Below are 21679 nucleotides of genomic sequence, written 5' to 3'. Positions count from 1 at the left end.
AATCAAATCGAACCACGAACGGTTACGAATCATCTGGGGTGCAGTCTTGCGATTTTGCGAAGGATTTGGCCGCTTCCCGAGCGGGGGTGGTTTCTCTTGAGTAACCGACTTGTCGAGAACGCAACTATCGAGAAGTCGAACTGCCAGCACTGCGGGGCACACGTTTCGCGTGACTTTCGGCGGACGTTCGGCGACGGCGATGATATTGCCCACCGCTGTCCAGCCTGTGACTGTATGCCCCGTATCTCGCGGGGCACTGCGGCTGGGAAAGAACTCGACTACCCCGACCCAGAAGACCAGCCACAGCGGAATCAGGGCGGTCGAGTGGAAGCCCGGACTGACGGGGGTGAGAGTCTGTGACTCCGCAGTCTTCGCTGTTCGATTACGAACCGGACCTGTCGCCACTGACTGACGCCGAGCGAGAGGTGTACGAGGCTGTGGGCATGGGCCAGTATGGGCCACGGGAGTACGCCCGGAAGACTGGCCGTTCACCCGGTACTGTGGGCAATCTCCTTGGCCGTGCTCGCGAGAAACTGGAGGGGGTTCCGGCGTGACTGGGTTCGTTCGTGCTTCGGAATTATATGACGTAGAAGCAGGCGAACCCCTTCAGTTCGACTGGACGAACCTCCAACCGCTTGCGGAGAGTCAAGCCGAGGTCGAGCGGGCGGTGGCCGCCGTCAAGACTGACGGGGGGCGATGCGAACGATAGGGCTGGCCCCTCACGAACTCCACGCCAATCTCCTGTTCAATAGCGACGGCCTTGCGCCGTTTTTCGCGCTGGACAGTGAGGTCAAGGCTGGTGAGGGGTCAAAGTGCGGCGAGTTTCTGCAGGATGGCGAGCGGTGGGTCGTTCGCCTCTCCTACCAGGACAGCAATATCGTTCACCCCGGTGGGCGGACACCACAGGGAACGGACTGGCAGCTGCAGACCATGCGCGAGTACCGGCTAAAGGTTGCCCGTCATCCCGAGGAGGATTCGGTCGGACAGCAGGATTTCGTAGCCCATGTTGCCCCACGCTGGCCCGGGATGCAGGGCGAGCGGGACGACGGCAGCCGTATCGAGATTCCCGTGCCGGACGGCTTCGGCGAAGGTGTGAACGTCCGCGTGAAGGGGTCGAATATCGAGTTTCACCGATATCCCGAGCTACTGCAGCGGGCAGCCGTCGAGATTGGCGTCACCGGTCGGTACTTCCAGGAGCCACACCCTTACAGCAACGTTCAGGACGCCGAAAAGTACGCCCGTGTTCATCGGGATGCTAGCGGACCAGTCCACGCTCGCGATGGGCCGATTGCGGCGATGGGCCACCTGTTAGAATCCGACCGCCGCGGCTATCGGAAGATCGTCCAGAACGATGACGACGAGCGCGGGCGGAACCTGCCAGGATACTACCACACGGCCACACTCGGCCCGAAGCGGATTCGAGAGGCGTTCCCCGACCACCACCTCCCCAAGGAGGTGAAGCACTACTACGCCCGTGAGGCGCTGTCTGTGCCCGACGACCATCCGCTATCCCACCCGAAAGTCGGTTCGTCTCTGCAGGCTTCGCTGCTGGATGATGATGAAACTGTCCGGTGGCGCGACTTGGAGAAGCTGGAACGGGAGTTAGACCAGACTGTGTTGTCGGTACTGGCCGATGCGGGTATCGACATCGCACCATCTGGTTCCGGCCCATTTGTCGAAGATTCGTACTTCGAACCGGAGGTGGACCATTCCGGTCCCGAACCGGTGGGCTTGGATCTGACGCGAGTCGAGCAGAAGCAGGAGAGTGTCGTCGTGCGCCATCTCTCAGACGGGCTCTCGCCGGTGCAGTGGGAAGCCCTGGAGATGTTGGTAGCAGACGGCGGGCAGGTTGCTCCGGCGGATATCGCCGACGAGTACGGCCGTCATGTCGAGAGTGTCCGTCGAGCGCTTCGAGAGATGGAAGACTTGGTGATCTCGGACTATGCCGACGTGTCGCTCCGGTCGGAGTACGTCGCGGAGATGGTTCACGCCGCCGTCGACGAGGCGCGGGAAGCCACTCGCCGTGCTGTCGATACCGCGGCGAAGGCCGCGGAAGCGGTCGAACGTGGGCTGGAGAATACGATGAGCGCGTTCATCGCGTGGGCAGCTCGCCACGGTGTTGACGTGAATGACGCTCGCGAGGCACAGATGACCCTGCGGTTCGGGGAGATCGAGAAGCACGGGAAAGCGATTCGCGAAGGCTTCCGGGTGTGGAAAGACGCGGGAATGCCCGAAGAGCGCTACCGGCAGGCCCAGGTCCAGCTCGCGGATGGCTCGCGAGGGACGGCCTGGCGCTGGCTCGCCACCGGGTAGCGGCCCGCCTGATGAGAGGCATCACTGTCCAGCACCCCGAAAACACCGCTTTTTTTGCCGATTTCTCTCCCTGTTCGGCACGGTCGCCGACGTGATCGAGGCTCGACCGAGCCAATGGCTCGGCCGTCGCCCGAACGGAATCAAACCCGGGGGGTTGTGATTCCGTTTAGAGGTGTGGCTAAGGCCACATCATCAAAATACACCGCACAGCTCTGTATCTCCTGTCTCAATCCTATGCTTCCGACATCCACATTTTACCCGGCACTGATGATATCGGCCCATTACATGGAAACGTGGGAATTGAGGGAAGTATGGGAACGCCATATTTATATGGGTTGCCCTACACCTGTCTTCTGTAATGGCTTCATACGATGTCCTCGACCGCGTGGTCGTAGACGAGTGGGGAGAGCAGAAGGGCCGCACCGAGGTACAAGCCGTCCACGAAACGGAATCAGACCAATACGAAGTAAGAATGCCGTTTTACCAGGATAATGGCCGATATGGACGCAATGCGGCAACGATTAGTCCTGATGTGGATATAGCAGAACAAGCCGCTGAGGCAATTCTAGAAATGAGTGAGGTGGCGAGAGAACATCAGAAGAGAGATCGAGTCCATTCAGTGATCGATTCCGCCGAGAATCTGGAAGAAGACGAAATCGATGAACTACTCACATTAGTTGAAGAGATGGGCATAGAGGAAGTGAAGAACCGACTTACAGAGTAAACAAGCCGCGAATAGGGAGTATAGATTTGCCAAGCCGATCTCCGAACTAATCCAAACATATGACACAGAAACTCATTGACTCCCGCTCTGTCAACGAAACAGGAAATATACAGCTAATCAAGACAGGACATGAAGATTATGAAATCCGCTGTTCGGACCAAGGTAGACCTCTGTATGTCGAGAATACTGACGATGCACTATCGTTGATCAGTGCTGTTGCAGAGTTTGCAGAGGAAGTGGAGAAATTGTGAAATAAAGCTAATAATCGGGCTTAATCAGAGGTAGCTCGGTTTACGCAGACGCCCTTCCCGTTCTAAAACATCCAAGGCCGTTTTAATCAAGTCTACATCAGCTTTCCCAACTGTGGCGTTACCATTGTGATATTCTGAATCTAAGTCTGAATATAGATCGTCATCTGGGACAAACAAGCCGAACTCTGACATTTGAATGCCTTTCAATTCTTTTCCATTGGCCTTTCGAAAGGTAGCACAGTTCGGTTCCCATCTGCCGACAGTAATAATCTCATCGTCATCGTTGGGTGTCCTGATAACACCCAAGCCACCATTGCGACTAATTTCCATGATTCGATTGAACGCTCTCCCCGCGGCAGGTCTATGATCTTCACTTGGTACTTGCTCACTACTAAGCGACCAACCTGAATCAAAGTCAGCAATAAAAAGCCCCTCTGCAGTATATCGTGCTTGCAAAGTTGTGGTGATCCCAGGCTTATTGTAACAACGAATTGCGATTACGTCTTCACTCTTCTTTTCCGTCATACGATATACCAGTCATATAGCATTCACATAACAGTTGTCCCTCTATCAATTACCAGATATTCTACCAAGGAAGTAACTAGGTCGGACTCAGTATCGTAGTTCAGAGACCGGTATCTTTGCTTGCTTAGCGTCTCGATGTATTCCGCCACCGTGCCAGTCTAATTTTGGGAGCCTTGATGAGTGCCGTATCTCCCACTCTAATACCTCGATACCGCGCCCACGAACCCGATAAACGCCGAAAGCGTACCATCCATTCTCAGCACGCAGTCGTCTGTGATACCGGTCGTAGAGTTTGAACGTACCGGGCTGGCCGTCGGCGTGGCGGTGCATCGCCGATTTGATTTCAACAGGTGTTCCGTCTGGCCGTTTCGCGTCGTGCCAGCTGCACCTGTCGAGATCGAGGTCGTACCGCTCGGCGGCTTTGCGCTCGACGAGCGTCCCGTAGTGATTGGCCTTGTGGCTTCGACTCATTCGCGCACCTCGCGTGCGTCATATATAGATACTCCTCCGGGCTGTTCGCGGCCGTTGCCCATGGCTCGCGCGTGCTCGCACCGCGAGCGCACGCCATGGGCCAACAACAGGGCTACGCCGGGGGGTTGGTAGTTGTTGGATTGCTCGAGTCCGTCCGTTGTCATGCGGTTAGCTCCGTCACCTCACCAACCACGTTTCGGTGCTTGCCGTCGTCCTGATACTCGTTCCAGCGCTGACGGACCCATTCGGCGCTGTACGGCACGAAATCGGCGATTTCGTGGTTTGGTCTGTCCGGTTCCGATTCCTTGGCCGTGATGACCGTGTAGATCGCGAGCTTTCGAGAGAGGTTTTCCGGGTCTACCTCGTCACCGTCATCCTCGCCGCTTGACCACGACCACGTCGTCGGTTCCTTGTCGTCGTATCGCCAGTCCGTTTCGGGGATACCCGAGACGGAGAAGATCGGGTTGACACCCTTCCGATTCCGCACGTCTTCGTAGAAGGTCGCTTCTTTCAGTCCTTCCTTGTGGACACAAACACCGAGTTCCCGAACGAGCGGGTGCACGTCACGGCCGTCGTGGCCGATGATGATGAGCGAGCCGCCATACTTCCGAATCTTGTACGTGAGCGGGCCAAGTTTGGTCTTTGTCTCGTAGCCATCCGACCCGCTCCCGCCGGCGTTACTGCTCGCCTCGTCGAAGATGAACAGTTTCGGAACCTGCTCGTTGTGCATCGGGTCACCGTCCTGTTTCAGCCACTCGTTCAGTTCGCCGTAGTTGGCGAGCCAGCCATCACGACGATCTCCGTCCGAGTCGGTCCACTCGTCGGTCTCTTCGAGCGTCCGGATGTTCGATGCGACCAGGGCGTCTGAGGGCTGTTGTTCCTTCCAGAGCTGTCCGAGTAGACAGGCGAAGTTCGACTTCCCTGTACCAGGTTCGGCCCATTCGTAGAACATCGGCGCGGGACCGGTCATCTGTGCCCGGAGCTGGTCGATGGCTTTGATGCCGGAGATATCGGCCCGCTGGCCGGCGTCTCCGGTGAAGTGCTTCAACGACTGCATATCACCGTTCGCCATGGCTCGCCGTGCCGTCTCGGTCCCCTCGATACGGACGATCTCCCGAACGTGCGAGAGGTCCTTGGCCTGTCCCGGCATCTTTTCGGGCCGGTCGCAGTGGCGTGGGTCGTAGTGGGTTTCGAGTATCGAGAGGTAGCGAGATAGTTTCTCATCGCGAACGATTCCGGCGTGCTGGTGTACCTCGTCGGGATCACGTTGGCCGTAGCCGTCCTGATACTCACGGAACTGTGCGGGCGTGTAGAGGTCGTTACCGTCGTCAGTCATCGTTTACTCGTGGGTCCTGTGGTTGCTCGTTGGTCGGTTCGTCCTGCCCATAGCCCACAGCGGCGTCCGCCGTAGGGTCTGGAGCGTCGGTGAGGTCGTGGATGGTGGGTGCATCTTCTGGATTCTCGCCGTCTTCGATGAGGTTGCCGAAGGTCTCTTTCGCGGCTGTCTTCTGAATCATCTGGCCGCGTTCGTTGGCTTCGGCGTCGGCGGTGACGAGCTTCTTTTGCAGCTCGACGGACCCACGGGACCACCGACCACGGATTGCGGCGAGTTCTTCGGCGCGGTTGATGAGCCAGCCGTGGATATCCTGCATCTGCTTCTTGCTGGTCATCAGCTGGGTATCCTGACAGCCTTCGAGCCAGACGCCCTCGACGCGGAGCTGGCCGATGTCTTCGAGATACTCGTACTCGCGGACAGCCCACGCGCTGCCACCGTTGACAGGATATGGGTCCGGGCCGTCGATCTCTTTCTCGCGCCAGAGTTCGGGCGGGACGTAGTACTTCTCGGTGGTGTCCTCGACGGCGTTGACGTGGTGAACTTCGACCCAGTTACGTCGACGGAGCCATCGGGCGATCTTCGCACCGACGAGATAGCAGGGGATCGCCAGCACAAGCCAGCCGACGGCGATGGCGGGAATCCACGTCGGCAGGGTCGGCAGCTGTGGCTGGTAGTAGGCGAACAGCACGGCCGCACCGGCGAGCATCCCACCGATGAGTAGCTTGTACTCGGCAAGCAGGTAGACAAGCCGGTCGCGGTTGTTCTGGAAAGTCGGTGCGGGCTTCATGCTACCTCCGGACGGCCGTTCTCGCCGCGGATTACGTTGTAGCCAGCTACGATCATCCAGATGAACGCGACAGTTGCCCCGGCGAGCCACGCCTGCAATGACGAGAGCGCGCGGAGGATGTCGAGCCCGCCACCGGAGGGCTGCTGGACGATTTCGGCGTACAGTGGCGTGTTCGCCGTGGAAATGGCGACACCGACGTAGCCGTCCTTCTCGGTGACGGGAATCTCGACAGTAGCGGTGTCGTCCGAACGCAGGGCGACTGTGCGGACGGGAATCTTCCCGCCTTCCTGGAAGCGGCCGGCGTCGGAGATCGTTACGGTCTGGACTCCGCTCGACCGGAGCGTGATTCGGGCGATACCCTCTTCGGGTAGGTACTCCGAGCCGACGATCTCGGTCTGTCCGTCGATGCGAGTAGTTTCGGTGGCGTTTCCTGTGGGCTGTGGGCCGGATGTTTCGGTGGGGAGGTTCCCCGCGGACTGTGCGACGGTCGGAGCGCTGACGCAGCCAAGGCTGACCACGAGCAGCGCGACGAGGAAAATGGAACGCATGGGTGGGTTAGTTCTGGAGAACGACGATAGCCAGTAGCGTGCCGATGACGGCCAGCGCTACGACGGGTGGAACACTGCCACCACCGAGCAAACCACCGCCAGCAGACTGTTTCAAGGCTTTCTCACGAGCTTCGATCTGTGCCCGCTTGTAGGCGAGATCCTCGTACTGCTGTTTGAGTTCGGTAACGTTGGTCGTCTCGTATGTCGTCTTCTGGATAGTGACATTCTGGACAGTCTGACCGTCCTGCGTCGAGATACTGTCGATGGTGAACTCTCCATCCAGCTCGACAATGCGATCCGAGGTAACGACGTACTGCGTGCCACCGATATTGGACGTGTTGTAGGTCGTTCCGTTCTCGAACTGACCGCTGGCTGGATTTTCTTGAGAGAACAGTACGCCCTCGTACTGCGTCCCGGATTCAGTGGTGATCTGGAAGCTCCCGATCTGGTCGAAGTTCTCTGGGGAGTTCGTGCCGAGCAGGGTGAGCTGTGCGGCGGCCCAGCCTTGGAAGTCGTCGCCCGGCGACTGCTGGGACGCCAGCACGTACGGGTCCACGAGGTCGCTATTGTTGATTTCGCCAGCCTGATAGGCGCTATACGTGTTCTCTGCCAGCGTATCCATTTCATTCCGAACAGTCTGGTCTTGATTCTCGATAGTCGTCCACGTAGACTGATACCGCTCGAAGGGGACGACAGCAACATATGACGTATCGGAACTGTATCCATGGACCCCGAGCGACTTAGCCGATATACCGAGGGTTGCACCAGATTTCGCAGTGTTTGTGATGTAGTGGTCGTACGTTTCGGTGTCGCCACCCGGACCGTAGGTCTTGGATATTTGGACGTATGTGTAGTCCTCAGTCGTGCCATCAGTGAGAGTTACGGAGTCTGTCGGTTGATTCCAGTTGTAAGTGTAGTCTCCAGTGCTTGATAGCGACTGGTCGTCAGTATCCACGTAGCTACTGTCTATGCTCTCGTTGAGGGCAGTACTACGCAGGTACTTGAAGTGGGAGACGGTCAGTGTGTACTCAGCCAGCAGATTCCGCTGGTGGGTCGCGTAGAAATCACTTACAGCCTCTTTAGCCGCATTCTTAGCGGCTGACTTACTGCTTCCGTTGTTTAGTGCGCGGATATAGGCGTTTTTGCCCTCAATGCGAGCTTGCGTCTTAGCATCCTTCAGGTCGTTGTTCAGGACGGTTAGCGTGTTGTCAGTGCTAGCATTGCTGTTGAGGGCAGACTGATAGATGTCCGTTTTGACCTGTGCAGTGTCCGTATTCGTCGTGTTGACGGTCGTCGTGCCCGGTTGAGGCGTACAGTCCAGATTCTCGACGCCGGAGAGTGCATTACCGATTTTGTCGGACGTGTCGCAGGTCAAATCAGAGTCGCCGCCGGTCGTTCCGACGACGGTACGAACGAGGTTCACACCGCCGAGAAGCCCGCTCTTGGAGTCGAACGTCGGTTCGCCGCCGGAGTAGTCCGACACGGTGACGTTCACGGATTCATACGCGCCGTCGTTGAAGAACAGGAGTTGGTCTTCTTTGAGGTTCGCGGTGTTGTACGTCTCACGGGCTAACACGGTCGTCCGAGTGGACGGGCCGCCCTGCGTGGTGTACTCGACAGTAAACTCCGTGCCACCGTCGAGATTGCTGGTGTCAACAATCAGCGTCGTTGGGGAACCGGTGTACTCGTAGGTGACTGGTCCGCTGTCGGTGGCTGTCTGTGCCAGTGCGGGACCGACGGCCCCGACGACGGCGGAACAGACGATGAGCGCGGCGAGCAGGACCGAACGAGCGCGGGTCATTGCTCGCGTCCCCCGTCGGTTTCGACCTGCTCGACGCTGGCACGAACCTCTTGATCGTCAGCACCGGTGGCGGTGTCCTTCTGCTGTGCGTGGTGCGCGGCGATCACGCCGCCGGCAACGACGGCGGGACTGACGACGGGGAGCGGGGAACCGATGACAGCCGCGGCAATTGTGGACGCAGAGACGCCGATGACGCCCATAAGCCCATAGCTGAGTATGCGGTCCATCGGATTCACCCCAGGTAGCTGATGACGTAGTAGCCGGCAGCCTCGACGCCAACGACGACAAGACCGATAGCGGCCGAACCGACCACGATATCCTGCGCGCCAAGGATGTTCAGCCCGGTGAACAGAACGATGACGAGCGTCCCGAGCGCGAGGTAGGTTTCGACAGTGGCCGAGCCCTTGGCGATCTCGACGAGGTCGGTGTCGAGCTGGTAGTTCTTGTTGCGACTCTCGTTGACGCGGTTGGTGGCATATGCCATCGCCAGAGCAGCGAGCGACAGCAGAAACGCGAGGTCAATGCTCGTGCTCTGGACGGTGAACACAGAGGCGGCGAGGTCGTAGCCGAGCAGGCTGATTGAGGCGATACCGTTGGTGACGAACGCGCTGGCGGTGAAAATCACACCGGCCAGGGCGTCTTCGATGTCTATCTTTCCGAACATGGGTTGCACCGGCCGTGAGTACGACCGTATTCCGGCCGTGCAGTCTGCTGGCTAGAAAGCACCGAATCGCGGTATTCCCGGGACTCAGTAAATTTTAGTATCGGGACTGCACCGCCGGTGGCATGGAGATGCGAAAACTCTCTCCGGCAGGCGGCTGTGTGACCGTCTCGATACCGATAGACGATCTCCGCGAGCGCGGAGTCGTCGACGAAGATGGCGAGCTGGTGGGCAACCACTGGGCGAAGGTCGAGAGTCTTGACCAGGACGACGAAGGCGACTACCGATTAGAGTTGGTCAGCCCATGATGCGAGCCCGACCCCACGGGGTTAGACTCAGATGTAACGCCAATCCTCGATGTATGCACCTGTGGGCTGTGGGCCGTGGGCTACGGTGCATAAAATCGAGGCGGTTGGGCTGGGGGTTCGCCCCGATCACGGCGGCAGTCCGACTCCAGTTTATGAAGAACCACCCTGTCGCTCACTCCAGAATGACGCGAACCAACCCCCGGTACATACACTTGTTTAAACAATGACCCGACGTACCAGCCTCAAGATCACTGACGAACGGCAGCGACTACTGGATAAGGCGAGTGCGATTGTCGCGAGCGATCAGCACGACGACCCACCGATGTCCGATGTGCTGGACGCGGCGCTGACGCACTTGATCGAGAGCGAGGAAAACATCGACGACGCGCGTGGGGATCTGGACCCCGAGACGATCCAGCAGTTCAATACGAGTGTGATTGGACTCCGCTATCGGACGAGTGTCGAGAGTAAGTGGCGATAGTCAACTTCTCAGAGGTTACTTAGTGAAAATGAGAACCTGTCGTTATGATTCATTTCAAAGGCCACCTGCGCGATGTCGATATTTTCTGTACCATCTGGAATACCTCGCGAAACAGTAGAATCAACATCTTTCTCCAGGCCATATTTTGGCACAATCTCTTTGACGTGCTCAGTGAACTTGCTGTACATCGTTTTGTCTGGATTATTTCCGGGTACAGAATAGCCCAGGTCTCGTAATCCCTCACATGACTTAGAATTGAGTGTAGCGTACTGTGATGGATCAATCACCTCTAGTAGTTCGCTTAGTGTTGCAACCCCCATTCCAGGAATATCTTCGTTAATCGCTTCTGGACCTTTTGAAGCAGCACGTTCGAGTAGATCTCGCATCTCGGTAGCTGTATAGCCTTTATTCAGGGTACGCTTCCGAACGAAATGAGCTGGATCTCCAAAATGGCGATATGCCCACCATGTTTCTCCAAACTCAAGGAGCGATTGGGAAGTGGGGTTGGTACGGAACGTTTCCCAGTATTTCCGCTTATTTTCGATACTGAACTGCTCACCACGTACTGGTTGATCCCAATACTCACTCGTCATTCTCCATTAGGATTGTCTCTTCAAATATAAAAAACTCAACTACTTTTCAAACGAGTGACCTCCTCTAATATGACTTCAATCATTGGAAGTGAGGTCAATAACCCCATCAAAGCCTTCGGAGAATAGTAGGTGAGGCTGCAACAGCGTTTTCTGTGAGTACGATAGATGTACGCACGTATGTCAGAAGCCGATGCGAACGACGGCGATCCCGAGATTGACAGGATCAACCTCCGCATCGCTCGGTCATTTCTCGATGTCGTCGACGAGACATGGCGCGAGCGTGGGTTCAACAGCCGAAGCGAGTTCATCCGGTTCGCACTTCGTGACACGGTGAATCACCCGGAAGGGGCCGGCGTGTGGAAGGACCTCGCAATCAGTGAAGCGCAGTTCGACGAGGGTGACGGCATTTCGAGCGACGAGATCAGAGCACAGTATGGGACAGACAGCGAGTGACGACGAGTGGGACTGGGAGTTTTCGCCCCGAGCTGAAAACCAGTTCTCGCAGTTAGATTCTGATATCCAGCAACGGATAATCGACAAACTGGATGAAGTTGTCTCGTCAGAGTGGGGTAAGCTCGATGATTTTCTTGAACCACTGATGAACCCCCTGCCTTGGAAGTTCCGTGTCGGTGATACCGACATGGGTGCGGTTAGTCCACGAGCTGAGGATGCCCGGAAAAAAGTATTAAATCGACCAATTTCGATTAATAAGTGAGATGGAGACATATCTCGTAGTGGTTGCAGAATTGACGCCCGTTAGCAATACTGCTTCACAACCGGAGCCTGCGTTTTCACTTCTGTCATTCGTTATAGGGGTGGGGATTTCCTTATTGTCAGCAATACTGGTGTATATCCTCCGTCAGTTATGGGAAAAAAAGAAGCTACATCGTGCATTGCTTACGGAAGTTGAGCAAATGGATGGTATAGCTACTTGTAAAGATCAAATGGAACGAATAGGTGAGCCACCCAACTATCAACTATCCTCAGATGATGTCCCTGCTCCAGATTCAATACCAACAACTGTATATGAATCTACGGCCTCAAATATCGGTCTTATAGGTGGTATCCGAGCACCCAATGAATTAAAAGGGGTGGTAAAATTCTACTCGAAAGTATTAAAATACAAATCAATAATAAAAGAGATTGGTGACAGAGGGAATAAAATTAGATTCAACGGCGAAGATGAGGCTGAAGAAGTAGAGCAAATCCCTATCTCAGATGATGATCAAGAAGATTTGTACAATAGTATCACTCACCTAAATACAGTCAGGAACAGAATAATCGAAGCTCGATCTTTTGACGTGGCTTATCCGGAGGAGTTAGAGTCGTAAACTATCCAGAAGAAATAACTGGCTCGTACACATTTACTTAAATATGGATGCAATTTGCTCCCTTATGATATCTTGGGGGAAGGCTCATGAGTGAAGACGCTGGAGATTTTCTAGGCGTTTCTGATATTGAGTTCGATTCACGCGATGATTTCATATCTAATATTGATAAGAAATACCGGCTTGAAAAGTTGGGTGGTGGATTTAATATTATTGCGGCTGTGAACAACCGAGAGGATCCTAGCGAATTCTTTGACCTCCTAAAACAGCAGTTCAATGTGCTGGAACGGAATGGAGATTTGATTCGGATACATACAACTATCGACGGGGAACCCGTGTATAGCTACGTCTTTCTTGATGAAATTGCTCCAATATTTCTAACACAAGCCAACAAAACGGATCAGATCCCTCCGACTATAATTAAATTCTTGCAGTCAACACAGGATATTGGCCGGTTAATGTTGTCCAAGCGTGAGATTGATGAAACCAGAAAGCGAATCGTTTCTGAATATGATAATGTTATAGTACCGTACTTTAGTGCCAAGCGTTCAGTAGATGAGCCAATAACTGCGAAGAAACGTCCAGACACCAAGCGCTCAATCCAGTACCGGGCAACTGATGGATTAGAGACATACCGTGAAATGCGTTTTAATTATGGTGTTCTCCCTCGGATTATGACTTTTGAATGTCCAAATGAATTCAAATTCAAAATCAAGGAGGACGGGACATTTGTACATGTGAGAGGTGGAATTAGGACTATTTGGAACTGTCTACAGCGTCAAATCGAGCGAGTTGAGGAAGTCGTTGAATATGCCAACACAGGTTCATATGGGGAAACAGAAAGTGAAATTTTCGCGGATGACGACAAGTTCACGGTTAGTAAGCCATGGGCAGTAGAAGTAACTGAGGGGATCTCCTCAAAGCAAATTGAAACACTTCCTTCTCAACTTGATGACTCATTTTGGGAATTCAGTGTGGCAGACTACTATAGCCAGCCAGAAGTGAACTCGTTTGAAGCAGAAGTAATCGACGAAACAACGCATGAGCGGACAACATTGAAATCAAAGGGTAATGATATTAGAATATTCCCTCGTGAATTTACCGACGTAGATCAATCACTGAGACTGTATAATTTCATTACAGACCACTTTGACGCAGATTGTAAACCAAAGAAAGTGGTATGATAGAACCAGATAGCTTTGATGATGGGTATTATTCTGGTCTAGGACTTCAAGATAAGAAGGATTTCGACAAGCTATATAAAAAGAAATACAAATCTATCGACGAAGATCGGGCTCGCGAAAGCTTTGAACAGTCATTTGACTCAAATGAAGAGGCAGAGTATCGCCTATTTCGAGATGTGGTTAATGCATTTTCTTCGCCACAAGCGGGGTTTGAGGCTACTATTGTAAATCCCTTGTACGAATTTGGGGAACCAGAAGTTGAAATATTACTGGCTAAACCACAATCAAGCAGTGTTCACTTATGTTTTATATCTTGTGAGATATCCGGACAAGATTATATCCGTTGGCAAGAACGAATAAATTCAGTAAGTGAGTTAATGGATAATCAACAAATAGTAGAAACAATCAAAAATAATGCAAACTGCTCAAACCTTCGGTTAGGAAGTATACAGTTCGTAACTCTTACACAAGATATAGATATTGTAGATGCCGATGTGGATATCTTAAAACGGGGGATAGACCCTGAGTATTATGCTATTTGGAAATTGATCAGGTCTGCTGAGTACAACGAAGAAACTGAAGAAATGGAAGAGGCAAAGACAATCAAACTACATGATGGAAGTACATCCGTACCTAGTCTTGAGACCATTGTTAGCGGTGGAATTGACCCCACAACTGCAGAAAACGATGATATTAAGTACTGTTTTTCATCACATCCGGTTTTCCCGATAGGTGAAGTATGTTTAGAATTGTACTTAAACAAATATAATACCTCAGAAAACCCAAAAGAATTCAACAGAAGCGAGTTCGAATCAGCATATCTAAACAATGTCCATTTTGGAGACGACAGAGAATCAATGACGACAATTGCAGAAGATAGAGTTGATGATCTTCTGGAATTCTCGTTGTCACATGGAATAATAAAGAAGGATGATGACATTGTTGAACAACGCGATTTCAAAATAATGTGGTCCTCCGAAGATCCAGGTGATATCAAATCTATGGTCCAAAATAAGTATATTGACTCGAAAGTCCCTGAAAGAACCGGTCAAATTGCATATGACCGGACAAAAGAAGAGCATGAGAAGGGGGAAGCATCGCTTGATGACTTTGCCAATTAAATAATATATAGAGACCATCACCCTGTCTGAGGGTAATAATTTCTTTTCTTCCCGGAAGTGTCGCACCAGTTTATATCCCTGTCTGTTCTCACCCTCACCCAGCATGATTGCCGACCCTGCTGTCTTCGATGATGAACACCTCCCGCGTCGCCTCCTCCATCGAGAAGCTGCCGTTGACCACTTATCTCGTGCATGGGAACCGGCACTTGGTGGCAATCAAGCCCACGACGTGATGATTCACGGCCCGCCAGGCGTAGGAAAGACAGCGCTGACCCGCCACTCCTTACAGAAGCTCACTGGACACGCCGACGTTCAGACGGCCCACGTTCGCTGCCTCGGGAAAACGACTGCTGGTGTTGTCCGCTCGGTCCTTCACGATCTCCCCGGTAGTGACCCGTCGGTGAACGTCCCTCGCGAAGATCTTTGTATCCAGCTTCAGGAGCGCGTCAACAGTCCGGTGATCGTTGTCCTCGACGAGGCTGACGGCCTCCCGTCCACGAACGCACTGAATCGGCTGGTTGATGTCGAGAACGTGTCTGTCGTCGTTATCTGCCACGACCCAGATGAGTGGTTATCCCGACTTGATGGGAGACTCCGGCGGCGGCTGTCATTCGCGGAGTTTGGTCTGGACCGCTACAGTGTCGACGAGCTGGCGGACATTCTTGAAGCACGGGCTAACCTCGGGCTACCGTCGGAATCGGTCACCCGCGAGCAGTTAGAGACAATAGCTGATGAGGTAGCTGGCGTTGCACGGAACGGGATACAAGCACTTCGACAGGCTGCACTTCGGGCTGAGGAACTGCAACATGATCGAATCACCGACGAGGATGTGAGCGAGTCGTTTGAGCGGGCGAAGCGACACATCCGCGAGCTAAATCTGGAGACATTACCGTTCCATCATCAACTGCTGTACGAACTAATCCGTATGGGCGATGGGCTGGAGGCTGGGGAACTGCATGATCGGTATGATTCCGTTGCTGATCAGGCGTACCGTGGACGTGAACAGACGCCGATTTCGGAACGGGCTCGGCGGACGAAGCTCTCGAAACTGGTGGGGTACGATTTGATTGAAGTGAAGGGAGAGAACCGACACCGAGTGTATCGAGTTTGTGATCGAGAGGTAGTAGCTCAGATTGTGTTGAATTACGCTATTTGAATCAACAACCGCTGCTCTTGCACTATAGCCTGCGAATGATATCTGACAGAGGAGTAAGAGTCAAACTTGCTGTGTGATAACCGAAAACGGTGGTTTATGCAGGTAGCAGCGTTTTTATACGCGAATACAGCACGCAAATCGCTCAAATATGATTAGTTATTTTCATTGTCCATTTCGGAAGAATCAGTATCATATAATACTTCCTCAACCCGCTCCAAGCCATTCGCAAGATCCTCTATGCCATCACCTATAGAATTTAGTTCAACATGTACCTTTGCAGGACCGGCTGATAGTGACATAGTCCCTCCTGATAGGATTAGTGAAGTTACTAATACAACTCCCATCCCAGAAGCCACAATCGTCAGAGGACTCTTTTTCTCAATTGACAATAATTCGATTTCATATCTCTTGTTTGGACTGCTAACGTCAGGATTAGACTCTAAAACGTTCCAGATAGAATCCTTCTGGTCCTCTAGCTGATAATAATCTACACTGGTGTATTGTTCAATGATATCGTAATTTTCTGCTATGGTACTATATATTAAATTAAGATTCCGAATAAAATCATATAATTCGAGATCAGATAGACTCTCATTCGATTTAAATCGAATACGGACTTGGGAAGAAGTCGAACCATCCTCAAAAAGGGAATCTAATGGGAAGATCGCCCCACCAACTTGCTCTCTATTTATTGGCGTCCTCGAAATATGGACATTAGAGAAATCTGCTTTCTTCAATTTTGCTCCCGCTAGAGAAGTACGAACAACCCGGGCACCGCTCAAATCTGCCCCTCTAAGATCTGTACTACCGAAATCTGCACACCATAGATTTGCGTTTGATAGATCAACTCCTGAAAAATCTCCATTAGTACAATTAGCATTCCAGAGATCTGTTTCTGACATGTCTACACCGTTTAAAATAGCGCGACGAAGATTCACGCCCGCCATCACTGACCGCGTAAACGAATTATCCCTCAAGTCTAAATCGCTAAAATCAGCCCCAGTCAACCTGACATTAACAAAGTCTATCTCGGAGAAGTCTACGTTGTTAAACCCACAATTAGTAAGATCTGAGTCTGTAAATATAGTGTCGTGAATTGTTGCCCCATCAAATTTCGTCCCTTGAATTTCAGCCCCTCTAAAACTCACAGAATTTAAGTGTGAATCATGAAAGTCCACATTATTCACACTGCACTGCTCAAAGGATATTTCTCCATCTACCGAGATCTGTTTCAGTATTGCTCCGTCCAATAGTTCCGGTCCATCAGAACGTTGTTCTCGCAATTCAGAAATGGGTTTATTATCTTCATCAGCATGCCAAATGCACCGGTCTCTCCCTTCCCACAGGGGGCGTCCGCAGTATCCAGATATCTCATACCTTTTATAAATGTGTGTGCACCCTTGAATCGGGTTAGTATCAACATCTTGTCTAATCCCTTCCTGAGATGCTCCTGTTTTTGATTTACTCATTTTTACCCCAAAATCGAACGCCAAGTCAATAAATTAACATGGTAGATCTCCTTCCGATAGGGAGGTGACGATGTTTGTTGTTTTGAATCGGTCAGAAAATCAGAATGCTCTTCAGAATCCTCAGAAGGGTATTGACTCACTATGCCTTTTTCGAGTGACCAACTCATATATTAGAATGAGCAATAGTGAGTTTCGATGATGGAAACACCCCTCCTTTTTCTCCCGGAAGTATAGCACCTTTTTAACCCGTTTCTTCCCCTCGGTCCACAGTGTATGGAAGGAACAATCGAAGTCTACACTGGTGAAGAGGTGAACGTTGAGCACATCAAAGCCCTCGGGAACGGCGGTGCTCGGTTCGACATCACCGCCGAAGACGGCCGGAAGTGGCGCGTCGACCTGACCCGAGATGGTGAAACCGAGATCGTGACGAGCTGGCGCGACGGCAAGTTAGCCGATCTCGAATTGCCGGAATGGGCCGGTGACGTGACGGCACGACTCGTGGGGGTGTAAGAATGTCAGCCGGCGTCTTCGACAGGTGCGAGTTCGCTGGCGTCGAGTTCCTCGTTGAGGAATGCACGCCCGTCATCGGTCAGTCGGTAGAGACCGCGTCCGATCTTCTCAACCAACCCGTACCGGGTAAGCTCAGAGAGTCGATCACGGGCGTAGTTGGCAGCGGCTATGTCGAAAGTATCATCGAGAGCTTGGGGAGTCATGTTCCCTTCATCTCGAATCGTTTCCAGAATGGCTTCGTCAGTCTGAGTCATCCAATCAGCACGCTGCCTAGGCACATCAAGCGGTGTGGCTGTGGAACTCATAGGTGTATCGGTGCATTAGACATCTATTTGCAATCACTTGTATCTCAGCGTAGTAGCACAGATTAATCTGTGCAATTCACAGAAAAGTATTTCAGTAGAGGCGTTATACAGGTGAAGTGACCCGCCCATCGGACCAGAAAGGTCCGGCGTGCTGGCACACGCCGGGTGGGTCGTTTCCCGTTTGAGGCTTAGACGACCCATGAAAGACGAGAACGAGCGGGCTATTGAAAGTAGCCCAACGAGCAGCGGTATAGCCAGTCGACCAACCTGCGGAGACCGGTACGTCCCGTCTGGAGGTGAGCGTGCGTGAGCGACCGCGTCATCGAAGACGTGGACAAGTGTGAGACGGACGGCTGCGAGAACTTTTGCTATCCCGGTGAGTCCCGCTGTCTGGGCTGTTACCGGAAGCGAAAGCGGGGGCAAGCATGAGTGAGGATCTGATGGATCTCTCGCCAGAAGACGGTATCGAGCGGTTCCTCCGACACCGCGAACCGTCCGTTCGCGAGAGTACGATGCGGAACGCGAAGACGCGACTTCGGTTCTTCAACGAATGGTGTGAGGAGCGCGACATCGAGAACCTGAACAACCTCACCGGCCGCGACTTAGCTGATTTCGTGGCATGGCGACGGGGAGACATCGCGGCGCTGACCCTCCAGAAGCAACTATCGACGATTCGTGAAGCGCTCCGATATTGGGCCGACATTGAGGGCGTCGACGATGGGCTGGCCGAGAAGGTCCATGCCCCCGAGCTGCCCGACGGAGCCGAAAGCCGCGAAGTCCACCTGAGTGCAGACCGGGCACATCGGATACTCGACTACCTTCACGAGTACCGTTATGCGAGCCGGGATCACGTTGTCTTCCTGATCCTGTGGAAGACGGCGATGCGCCGGTCGGCCCTGCGGTCACTGGACGTTGACGATCTTCGTCCCGACGACTACGCGCTGGTGCTGGAGCATCGAATCGACGAGGGAACGAAACTCAAGAACGGTGAAGACGGCGAGCGGTGGGTCTACCTGGGTCCGAGCGATTACCAGGTCGTCGACGATTATCTCGACAACCCTGACCGCTACGAGCGGACTGACGACTACGGCCGGAAGCCACTCATCACCTCGCAGCACGGCCGGCCCACGGGTGATACCATCTACAAGTGGGTGAACAAGCTCACCCAGCCGTGCGTTCTCAATGGGTGTCCTCACGACGCTGATCCGTCGGACCCGTCGACCTGCGAGGCACTGGGCTCGCGTGCGGCCCACAGTAAGTGCCCGTCTTCCCGGTCACCCCACGGACTCCGGCGTGGCAGTATCACCTACCACCTGAATAGCGACGTGTCCCCGGAGATCGTCAGCGAGCGATGCGACGTATCGCTCGAAGTGCTGTACGAGCACTACGACGTGCGGACGAATCAGGAGAAAATGGCGGTTCGAAAGAAGCAACTGGAGCGAATCTAACATGACCATTACTAAACACAACCCCTCGTTGTCGTGTAAGTTTCAGACTACTACCCGGCGAGTCCATGCGAATTTCGCTTGTTCGGTAATCGCAACACGCCGCCGCTTCTTTATAATCGACATACCGTCGAATTGTGTCTCCGTTCTGGCTGCAGCAGCTTTGCCGGTAGTGATTCGAGACGCTGTCAGGAGGGGAAAACCCGTCCCAGGAGGATAGACGAAACCACCGGTGTGTCGGTATCGGCCTTGGTTTCGGATGAGCAGCGGGTCGACCCGCTGAGTCGTTCAGAAGAACTGGAACAGATCGTCTCGCTGGGCCTCGTGAAGGTGGTGCCGGACGGCCTCGTTCAGCGGCTCGACGGAGCCGCGCTTCGCGCTGATCGGCGCGATAGTCTCCTGCCACTGTTGCCATGGCGGGTGCAGTCCGAGTCGGTCACAGAGTTCGTTCAAGCGGTCGTCCTTGTCGTCGACCTTGTCCATCTTGTTGACGGCGACGACCGGCTCGACACCGACCTCCCGGAGGAAATGAAACATCTCCACGTCGTGTGGGATCTCGTCGGGGCCGGAGTGGCGGTCGATGATGTCGATGACCGACTTGCCGTCCACGACGAGGATACCGACGAGAATATGCTCGGCGTTCCGCTCGACGTACTGGACCACGTCGGTCTTGATTTCCTCGCGGACGTCTTCGGGGACGCCTTTCATGTACCCGAAGCCGGGGAGGTCACTGATGACGAAATCGGCGCTGGCCCAGTCGAAGTGGTTGGGCGAACGCGTGACACCGGGTCGCTGGCCCGTGTCGAACGTGTGGCCCGTTATCTCGCGCATCAACGTCGATTTCCCGACGTTTGACCGACCGACGAGCACCACCTCGGCGTCCCGGTCCGGTCGTGATTCGAACATACCCCGTGTACTCCGCCGGCGGGGAAAAGCGCGTTCGTTTCCCGAGGACCGACTGTTTCGTGATTCACGGCGGCGTTTCGCTCCAGTTCTGCACCCGGGACTCGCTAACTAGCCGCTTTTTTACCCTCGCGGGTCCCACCCGGAGCCGTGCGGCTGGTACAGATACTGATTCCGACCGGAAAGCGAGACGCCGTCCTGGGCGTGTTGGCCGAGGAGGGCATCGACTACGTGCTCACCGACGAGACGAGCGGGCGGGAGTTCACCGCTGTCGTCACCTTTCCAGTCCCGACCAACGCACTCGAACCAGTCCTCGAAGAGCTGCGGAACGTCGGTATCAACGACGACGGCTATACGGTCGTCGTGGACGCGAACACCGTCATCTCCAGCCAGTTCGACGAACTAGAGGAGAAGTACGCTGAGGAGGAAGACGAAGACCGCATCGCGCGAGAGGAACTCACCTCGAAGGCAAACGACCTCGCTCCCTCGATGTCGAACTACGCGCTCATGACCATCATCAGCGCGATTATCGCGACCGCCGGGCTCCTGCTCGATTCCCCGGCCGTCGTCGTCGGCTCGATGGTCATCGCGCCGCTCATCGGCCCGGCGATGACCGCCAACGTCGGCACCGTCGTCGACGACCACGAGATGTTCATTCAGGGCGTCAAACTCCAGGCCGTCGGGCTCGGACTCGCCGTGGCAAGCGCGACTGTCTTTGCCCTGCTGGTCCGGTACGCCAACGTCATCCCGCCGCTCGCCGATGTGACCACAGTCGGCCAGATACGCGAGCGGGTCGCCCCCGACTTCCTCTCGCTGATCGTCGCGCTCGGCGCTGGCGCGGCCGGCGTCGTCAGCCTCACCAGCGGCGTCTCGACGGCACTGGTCGGCGTCATGATCGCCGTCGCGCTCATCCCGCCGGCGGCCACGGTCGGCATCGGTATCGCGTGGGGCCAACCGCTCGTCAGCCTCGGGTCCGCCGTGTTGCTGCTTGTGAACGTCCTCTCGATCAACCTCGCAGTGCTCGTCGGGCTCTGGTATCAGGGCTACCGCCCGGAACACTGGTTTCAGGAGAGCAACGCACGGTCGGCGACTGTCAAACGGATCGGCGTCCTCGTCCTGTCGATACTCGTCCTGTCGGCGTTCCTGGGCGGCGTCACCTTCGACTCCTACCAGCAGGCGACGACGGAGTCGGACATCCGCGACGCCATCCAGGGCAGCGTCGACTCGCCGGCTCGCGTGCTGACGGTCGAAATCGAGTACACCAACACTGCGATCTTCCAACAGCCGCGCCGCGTCATCGTCACTGTCGGTCTGCCGCCGGACGCGGAGCAGCCACTGCTTGTCGACCAACTGGATGCTCTGGCTGATGACGCGGCCGGCCGAGACGTTGCGACGGAAGTTCGCTACGTCACTGTCGAGCGGAACGGCTGACGCTCAAAACCGACTTTGACCGTTCGGT

Annotated in this window: 29 protein-coding genes; 17 read left to right on the top strand and 12 right to left on the bottom strand. The window is 54.3% G+C overall.

The features are described from left to right. Window positions 1-96 precede the first annotated feature (96 nt). The 5 genes from HAH_RS13800 to HAH_RS19705 all read left to right on the top strand — a co-directional run bounded on the left by HAH_RS13800 (window position 97) and on the right by HAH_RS19705 (window position 3288). The gene (locus HAH_RS13800; protein WP_004590698.1) at window positions 97-360 is read left to right on the top strand and encodes a DUF7563 family protein; all 264 of its coding nucleotides are present in this window, start codon (window positions 97-99) and stop codon (window positions 358-360) included. Further along, window positions 357-554: a helix-turn-helix transcriptional regulator gene (locus tag HAH_RS19180; RefSeq protein ID WP_014041477.1), complete on the top strand. Its 198-nt coding sequence runs from the start codon at window positions 357-359 to the stop codon at window positions 552-554. Before HAH_RS13800 ends, HAH_RS19180 begins: the two co-directional genes overlap by 4 nt. A 142-nt stretch (window positions 555-696) precedes the next feature. Continuing rightward, window positions 697-2313: a DUF7845 domain-containing protein gene (locus HAH_RS13795; protein ID WP_014041476.1), complete on the top strand. Its 1617-nt coding sequence runs from the start codon at window positions 697-699 to the stop codon at window positions 2311-2313. A 358-nt stretch (window positions 2314-2671) separates the two neighbouring features. Then, window positions 2672-3037, top strand: coding sequence for a hypothetical protein (locus tag HAH_RS13790; protein WP_023843436.1), 366 nt, complete (start codon window positions 2672-2674; stop codon window positions 3035-3037). A gap of 59 nt (window positions 3038-3096) precedes the next feature. After that, entirely contained in the window at window positions 3097-3288 is a 192-nt protein-coding gene (locus HAH_RS19705) for a hypothetical protein (RefSeq protein ID WP_014041474.1), read from the top strand. 24 nt (window positions 3289-3312) lie between these two features. Here the strand turns inward: HAH_RS19705 and HAH_RS19545 are convergent, their stop codons facing one another. From HAH_RS19545 to HAH_RS13755, 8 genes are all read right to left on the bottom strand, one after another. Further along, window positions 3313-3813, bottom strand: coding sequence for a hypothetical protein (locus HAH_RS19545; RefSeq protein WP_144443763.1), 501 nt, complete (start codon window positions 3811-3813; stop codon window positions 3313-3315). Between the two features lie 87 nt (window positions 3814-3900). Then, window positions 3901-4284, bottom strand: a complete 384-nt coding sequence (locus tag HAH_RS13785) for a hypothetical protein (RefSeq protein WP_023843435.1) — start codon at window positions 4282-4284, stop codon at window positions 3901-3903. 160 nt (window positions 4285-4444) lie between these two features. Further along, window positions 4445-5620 (bottom strand): hypothetical protein, encoded by a 1176-nt coding sequence (locus HAH_RS13780; RefSeq protein WP_014041473.1) that lies wholly within the window; start codon window positions 5618-5620, stop codon window positions 4445-4447. Beyond that, window positions 5613-6407, bottom strand: a complete 795-nt coding sequence (locus HAH_RS13775; protein ID WP_014041472.1) for a DUF2062 domain-containing protein — start codon at window positions 6405-6407, stop codon at window positions 5613-5615. The genes HAH_RS13780 and HAH_RS13775 overlap by 8 nt, the downstream gene beginning before the upstream one ends. After that, window positions 6404-6955, bottom strand: a complete 552-nt coding sequence (locus tag HAH_RS13770) for a hypothetical protein (protein WP_014041471.1) — start codon at window positions 6953-6955, stop codon at window positions 6404-6406. Before HAH_RS13770 ends, HAH_RS13775 begins: the two co-directional genes overlap by 4 nt. A 7-nt stretch (window positions 6956-6962) precedes the next feature. Then, the gene (locus HAH_RS20005; protein WP_014041470.1) at window positions 6963-8756 is read right to left on the bottom strand and encodes a hypothetical protein; all 1794 of its coding nucleotides are present in this window, start codon (window positions 8754-8756) and stop codon (window positions 6963-6965) included. After that, a complete protein-coding gene (locus HAH_RS13760) occupies window positions 8753-8983 on the bottom strand; it encodes a hypothetical protein (RefSeq protein WP_023843434.1) in 231 nt (76 codons plus the stop codon). Before HAH_RS13760 ends, HAH_RS20005 begins: the two co-directional genes overlap by 4 nt. Before the next feature lie 5 nt (window positions 8984-8988). After that, the gene (locus tag HAH_RS13755; protein ID WP_014041468.1) at window positions 8989-9420 is read right to left on the bottom strand and encodes a hypothetical protein; all 432 of its coding nucleotides are present in this window, start codon (window positions 9418-9420) and stop codon (window positions 8989-8991) included. A 122-nt stretch (window positions 9421-9542) separates the two neighbouring features. On the opposite strand from HAH_RS13755, the gene HAH_RS13750 reads away from it, so the two are divergent. Next, on the top strand, window positions 9543-9725 hold the full coding sequence (locus HAH_RS13750) for a hypothetical protein (protein WP_005537171.1): 183 nt from the start codon (window positions 9543-9545) through the stop codon (window positions 9723-9725). Window positions 9726-9948: 223 nt separating this feature from the next. Further along, a complete protein-coding gene (locus tag HAH_RS13745) occupies window positions 9949-10206 on the top strand; it encodes a DUF7386 family protein (protein WP_014041467.1) in 258 nt (85 codons plus the stop codon). 8 nt (window positions 10207-10214) lie between these two features. Here HAH_RS13745 and HAH_RS19535 read toward each other — a convergent pair whose 3' ends face one another. Beyond that, window positions 10215-10799: a hypothetical protein gene (locus tag HAH_RS19535; RefSeq protein ID WP_144443762.1), complete on the bottom strand. Its 585-nt coding sequence runs from the start codon at window positions 10797-10799 to the stop codon at window positions 10215-10217. A 177-nt stretch (window positions 10800-10976) separates the two neighbouring features. On the opposite strand from HAH_RS19535, the gene HAH_RS13735 reads away from it, so the two are divergent. The 6 genes from HAH_RS13735 (at window position 10977) to HAH_RS13715 (ending at window position 15588) form a co-directional block, all read left to right on the top strand. After that, window positions 10977-11252: a ribbon-helix-helix domain-containing protein gene (locus tag HAH_RS13735; protein ID WP_014041466.1), complete on the top strand. Its 276-nt coding sequence runs from the start codon at window positions 10977-10979 to the stop codon at window positions 11250-11252. Beyond that, complete coding sequence (locus HAH_RS13730; protein WP_014041465.1) at window positions 11233-11514, top strand: type II toxin-antitoxin system RelE family toxin; 282 nt, start codon at window positions 11233-11235, stop codon at window positions 11512-11514. Before HAH_RS13735 ends, HAH_RS13730 begins: the two co-directional genes overlap by 20 nt. Window position 11515: 1 nt before the next feature. Then, a complete protein-coding gene (locus tag HAH_RS19530) occupies window positions 11516-12130 on the top strand; it encodes a hypothetical protein (protein WP_144443761.1) in 615 nt (204 codons plus the stop codon). Between the two features lie 86 nt (window positions 12131-12216). After that, window positions 12217-13311: a hypothetical protein gene (locus HAH_RS13725; protein ID WP_014041464.1), complete on the top strand. Its 1095-nt coding sequence runs from the start codon at window positions 12217-12219 to the stop codon at window positions 13309-13311. Next, window positions 13308-14432: a hypothetical protein gene (locus HAH_RS19175; protein ID WP_079891626.1), complete on the top strand. Its 1125-nt coding sequence runs from the start codon at window positions 13308-13310 to the stop codon at window positions 14430-14432. Before HAH_RS13725 ends, HAH_RS19175 begins: the two co-directional genes overlap by 4 nt. A gap of 103 nt (window positions 14433-14535) precedes the next feature. Continuing rightward, window positions 14536-15588: a Cdc6/Cdc18 family protein gene (locus HAH_RS13715; RefSeq protein ID WP_014041462.1), complete on the top strand. Its 1053-nt coding sequence runs from the start codon at window positions 14536-14538 to the stop codon at window positions 15586-15588. A gap of 152 nt (window positions 15589-15740) precedes the next feature. Here HAH_RS13715 and HAH_RS19170 read toward each other — a convergent pair whose 3' ends face one another. Beyond that, window positions 15741-17057: a pentapeptide repeat-containing protein gene (locus tag HAH_RS19170; RefSeq protein ID WP_014041461.1), complete on the bottom strand. Its 1317-nt coding sequence runs from the start codon at window positions 17055-17057 to the stop codon at window positions 15741-15743. Window positions 17058-17330: 273 nt separating this feature from the next. Here HAH_RS19170 and HAH_RS13710 point away from each other — a divergent pair, with 273 nt between their 5' ends. Then, complete coding sequence (locus HAH_RS13710; RefSeq protein ID WP_014041460.1) at window positions 17331-17567, top strand: hypothetical protein; 237 nt, start codon at window positions 17331-17333, stop codon at window positions 17565-17567. Window positions 17568-17572: 5 nt separating this feature from the next. Here the strand turns inward: HAH_RS13710 and HAH_RS13705 are convergent, their stop codons facing one another. After that, on the bottom strand, window positions 17573-17821 hold the full coding sequence (locus tag HAH_RS13705; RefSeq protein WP_014041459.1) for a type IV toxin-antitoxin system AbiEi family antitoxin domain-containing protein: 249 nt from the start codon (window positions 17819-17821) through the stop codon (window positions 17573-17575). A gap of 357 nt (window positions 17822-18178) precedes the next feature. Between HAH_RS13705 and HAH_RS20335 the strand changes: the two genes are divergently transcribed. Continuing rightward, window positions 18179-18301: a hypothetical protein gene (locus HAH_RS20335; RefSeq protein ID WP_255359480.1), complete on the top strand. Its 123-nt coding sequence runs from the start codon at window positions 18179-18181 to the stop codon at window positions 18299-18301. Continuing rightward, the gene (locus tag HAH_RS13700) at window positions 18298-19320 is read left to right on the top strand and encodes a tyrosine-type recombinase/integrase (RefSeq protein WP_014041458.1); all 1023 of its coding nucleotides are present in this window, start codon (window positions 18298-18300) and stop codon (window positions 19318-19320) included. Before HAH_RS20335 ends, HAH_RS13700 begins: the two co-directional genes overlap by 4 nt. A gap of 285 nt (window positions 19321-19605) precedes the next feature. On the opposite strand, the gene engB is transcribed toward HAH_RS13700, so the two are convergent. After that, window positions 19606-20223, bottom strand: a complete 618-nt coding sequence (gene engB / locus HAH_RS13695; protein ID WP_014041457.1) for a GTP-binding protein EngB — start codon at window positions 20221-20223, stop codon at window positions 19606-19608. A 147-nt stretch (window positions 20224-20370) separates the two neighbouring features. Between engB and HAH_RS13690 the strand changes: the two genes are divergently transcribed. Further along, entirely contained in the window at window positions 20371-21651 is a 1281-nt protein-coding gene (locus HAH_RS13690) for a TIGR00341 family protein (protein ID WP_014041456.1), read from the top strand. The last annotated feature ends 28 nt before the right edge of the window (window positions 21652-21679 follow it).

Source organism: Haloarcula hispanica ATCC 33960, from assembly GCF_000223905.1.
Lineage (GTDB): Archaea > Halobacteriota > Halobacteria > Halobacteriales > Haloarculaceae > Haloarcula > Haloarcula hispanica.
The sequence above is the reverse complement of the archived record's forward strand: the minus strand, read 5'-3'. Positions and strand labels throughout refer to the sequence as shown.

What these genes read in the sequence shown, in the direction of transcription:
- HAH_RS13705 (WP_014041459.1), bottom strand. Translation starts at nt 17,821, where the DNA reads ATGACTCAGACTGACGAAGCCATTCTGGAAACGATTCGAGATGAAGGG.
- HAH_RS13700 (WP_014041458.1), top strand. Translation starts at nt 18,298, where the DNA reads ATGAGTGAGGATCTGATGGATCTCTCGCCAGAAGACGGTATCGAGCGG.
- HAH_RS13780 (WP_014041473.1), bottom strand. Translation starts at nt 5,620, where the DNA reads ATGACTGACGACGGTAACGACCTCTACACGCCCGCACAGTTCCGTGAG.
- HAH_RS13710 (WP_014041460.1), top strand. Translation starts at nt 17,331, where the DNA reads ATGGAAGGAACAATCGAAGTCTACACTGGTGAAGAGGTGAACGTTGAG.
- HAH_RS13770 (WP_014041471.1), bottom strand. Translation starts at nt 6,955, where the DNA reads ATGCGTTCCATTTTCCTCGTCGCGCTGCTCGTGGTCAGCCTTGGCTGC.
- HAH_RS20005 (WP_014041470.1), bottom strand. Translation starts at nt 8,756, where the DNA reads ATGACCCGCGCTCGTTCGGTCCTGCTCGCCGCGCTCATCGTCTGTTCC.
- HAH_RS19530 (WP_144443761.1), top strand. Translation starts at nt 11,516, where the DNA reads ATGGAGACATATCTCGTAGTGGTTGCAGAATTGACGCCCGTTAGCAAT.
- HAH_RS13745 (WP_014041467.1), top strand. Translation starts at nt 9,949, where the DNA reads ATGACCCGACGTACCAGCCTCAAGATCACTGACGAACGGCAGCGACTA.
- HAH_RS13735 (WP_014041466.1), top strand. Translation starts at nt 10,977, where the DNA reads ATGTCAGAAGCCGATGCGAACGACGGCGATCCCGAGATTGACAGGATC.
- HAH_RS13750 (WP_005537171.1), top strand. Translation starts at nt 9,543, where the DNA reads ATGGAGATGCGAAAACTCTCTCCGGCAGGCGGCTGTGTGACCGTCTCG.
- HAH_RS13790 (WP_023843436.1), top strand. Translation starts at nt 2,672, where the DNA reads ATGGCTTCATACGATGTCCTCGACCGCGTGGTCGTAGACGAGTGGGGA.
- HAH_RS13730 (WP_014041465.1), top strand. Translation starts at nt 11,233, where the DNA reads ATGGGACAGACAGCGAGTGACGACGAGTGGGACTGGGAGTTTTCGCCC.
- HAH_RS19545 (WP_144443763.1), bottom strand. Translation starts at nt 3,813, where the DNA reads ATGACGGAAAAGAAGAGTGAAGACGTAATCGCAATTCGTTGTTACAAT.
- HAH_RS13755 (WP_014041468.1), bottom strand. Translation starts at nt 9,420, where the DNA reads ATGTTCGGAAAGATAGACATCGAAGACGCCCTGGCCGGTGTGATTTTC.
- HAH_RS13760 (WP_023843434.1), bottom strand. Translation starts at nt 8,983, where the DNA reads ATGGACCGCATACTCAGCTATGGGCTTATGGGCGTCATCGGCGTCTCT.
- HAH_RS13725 (WP_014041464.1), top strand. Translation starts at nt 12,217, where the DNA reads ATGAGTGAAGACGCTGGAGATTTTCTAGGCGTTTCTGATATTGAGTTC.
- engB (WP_014041457.1), bottom strand. Translation starts at nt 20,223, where the DNA reads ATGTTCGAATCACGACCGGACCGGGACGCCGAGGTGGTGCTCGTCGGT.
- HAH_RS13795 (WP_014041476.1), top strand. Translation starts at nt 697, where the DNA reads ATGCGAACGATAGGGCTGGCCCCTCACGAACTCCACGCCAATCTCCTG.
- HAH_RS13775 (WP_014041472.1), bottom strand. Translation starts at nt 6,407, where the DNA reads ATGAAGCCCGCACCGACTTTCCAGAACAACCGCGACCGGCTTGTCTAC.
- HAH_RS13785 (WP_023843435.1), bottom strand. Translation starts at nt 4,284, where the DNA reads ATGAGTCGAAGCCACAAGGCCAATCACTACGGGACGCTCGTCGAGCGC.
- HAH_RS19535 (WP_144443762.1), bottom strand. Translation starts at nt 10,799, where the DNA reads ATGACGAGTGAGTATTGGGATCAACCAGTACGTGGTGAGCAGTTCAGT.
- HAH_RS19175 (WP_079891626.1), top strand. Translation starts at nt 13,308, where the DNA reads ATGATAGAACCAGATAGCTTTGATGATGGGTATTATTCTGGTCTAGGA.
- HAH_RS13715 (WP_014041462.1), top strand. Translation starts at nt 14,536, where the DNA reads ATGATTGCCGACCCTGCTGTCTTCGATGATGAACACCTCCCGCGTCGC.
- HAH_RS19705 (WP_014041474.1), top strand. Translation starts at nt 3,097, where the DNA reads ATGACACAGAAACTCATTGACTCCCGCTCTGTCAACGAAACAGGAAAT.
- HAH_RS19170 (WP_014041461.1), bottom strand. Translation starts at nt 17,057, where the DNA reads ATGAGTAAATCAAAAACAGGAGCATCTCAGGAAGGGATTAGACAAGAT.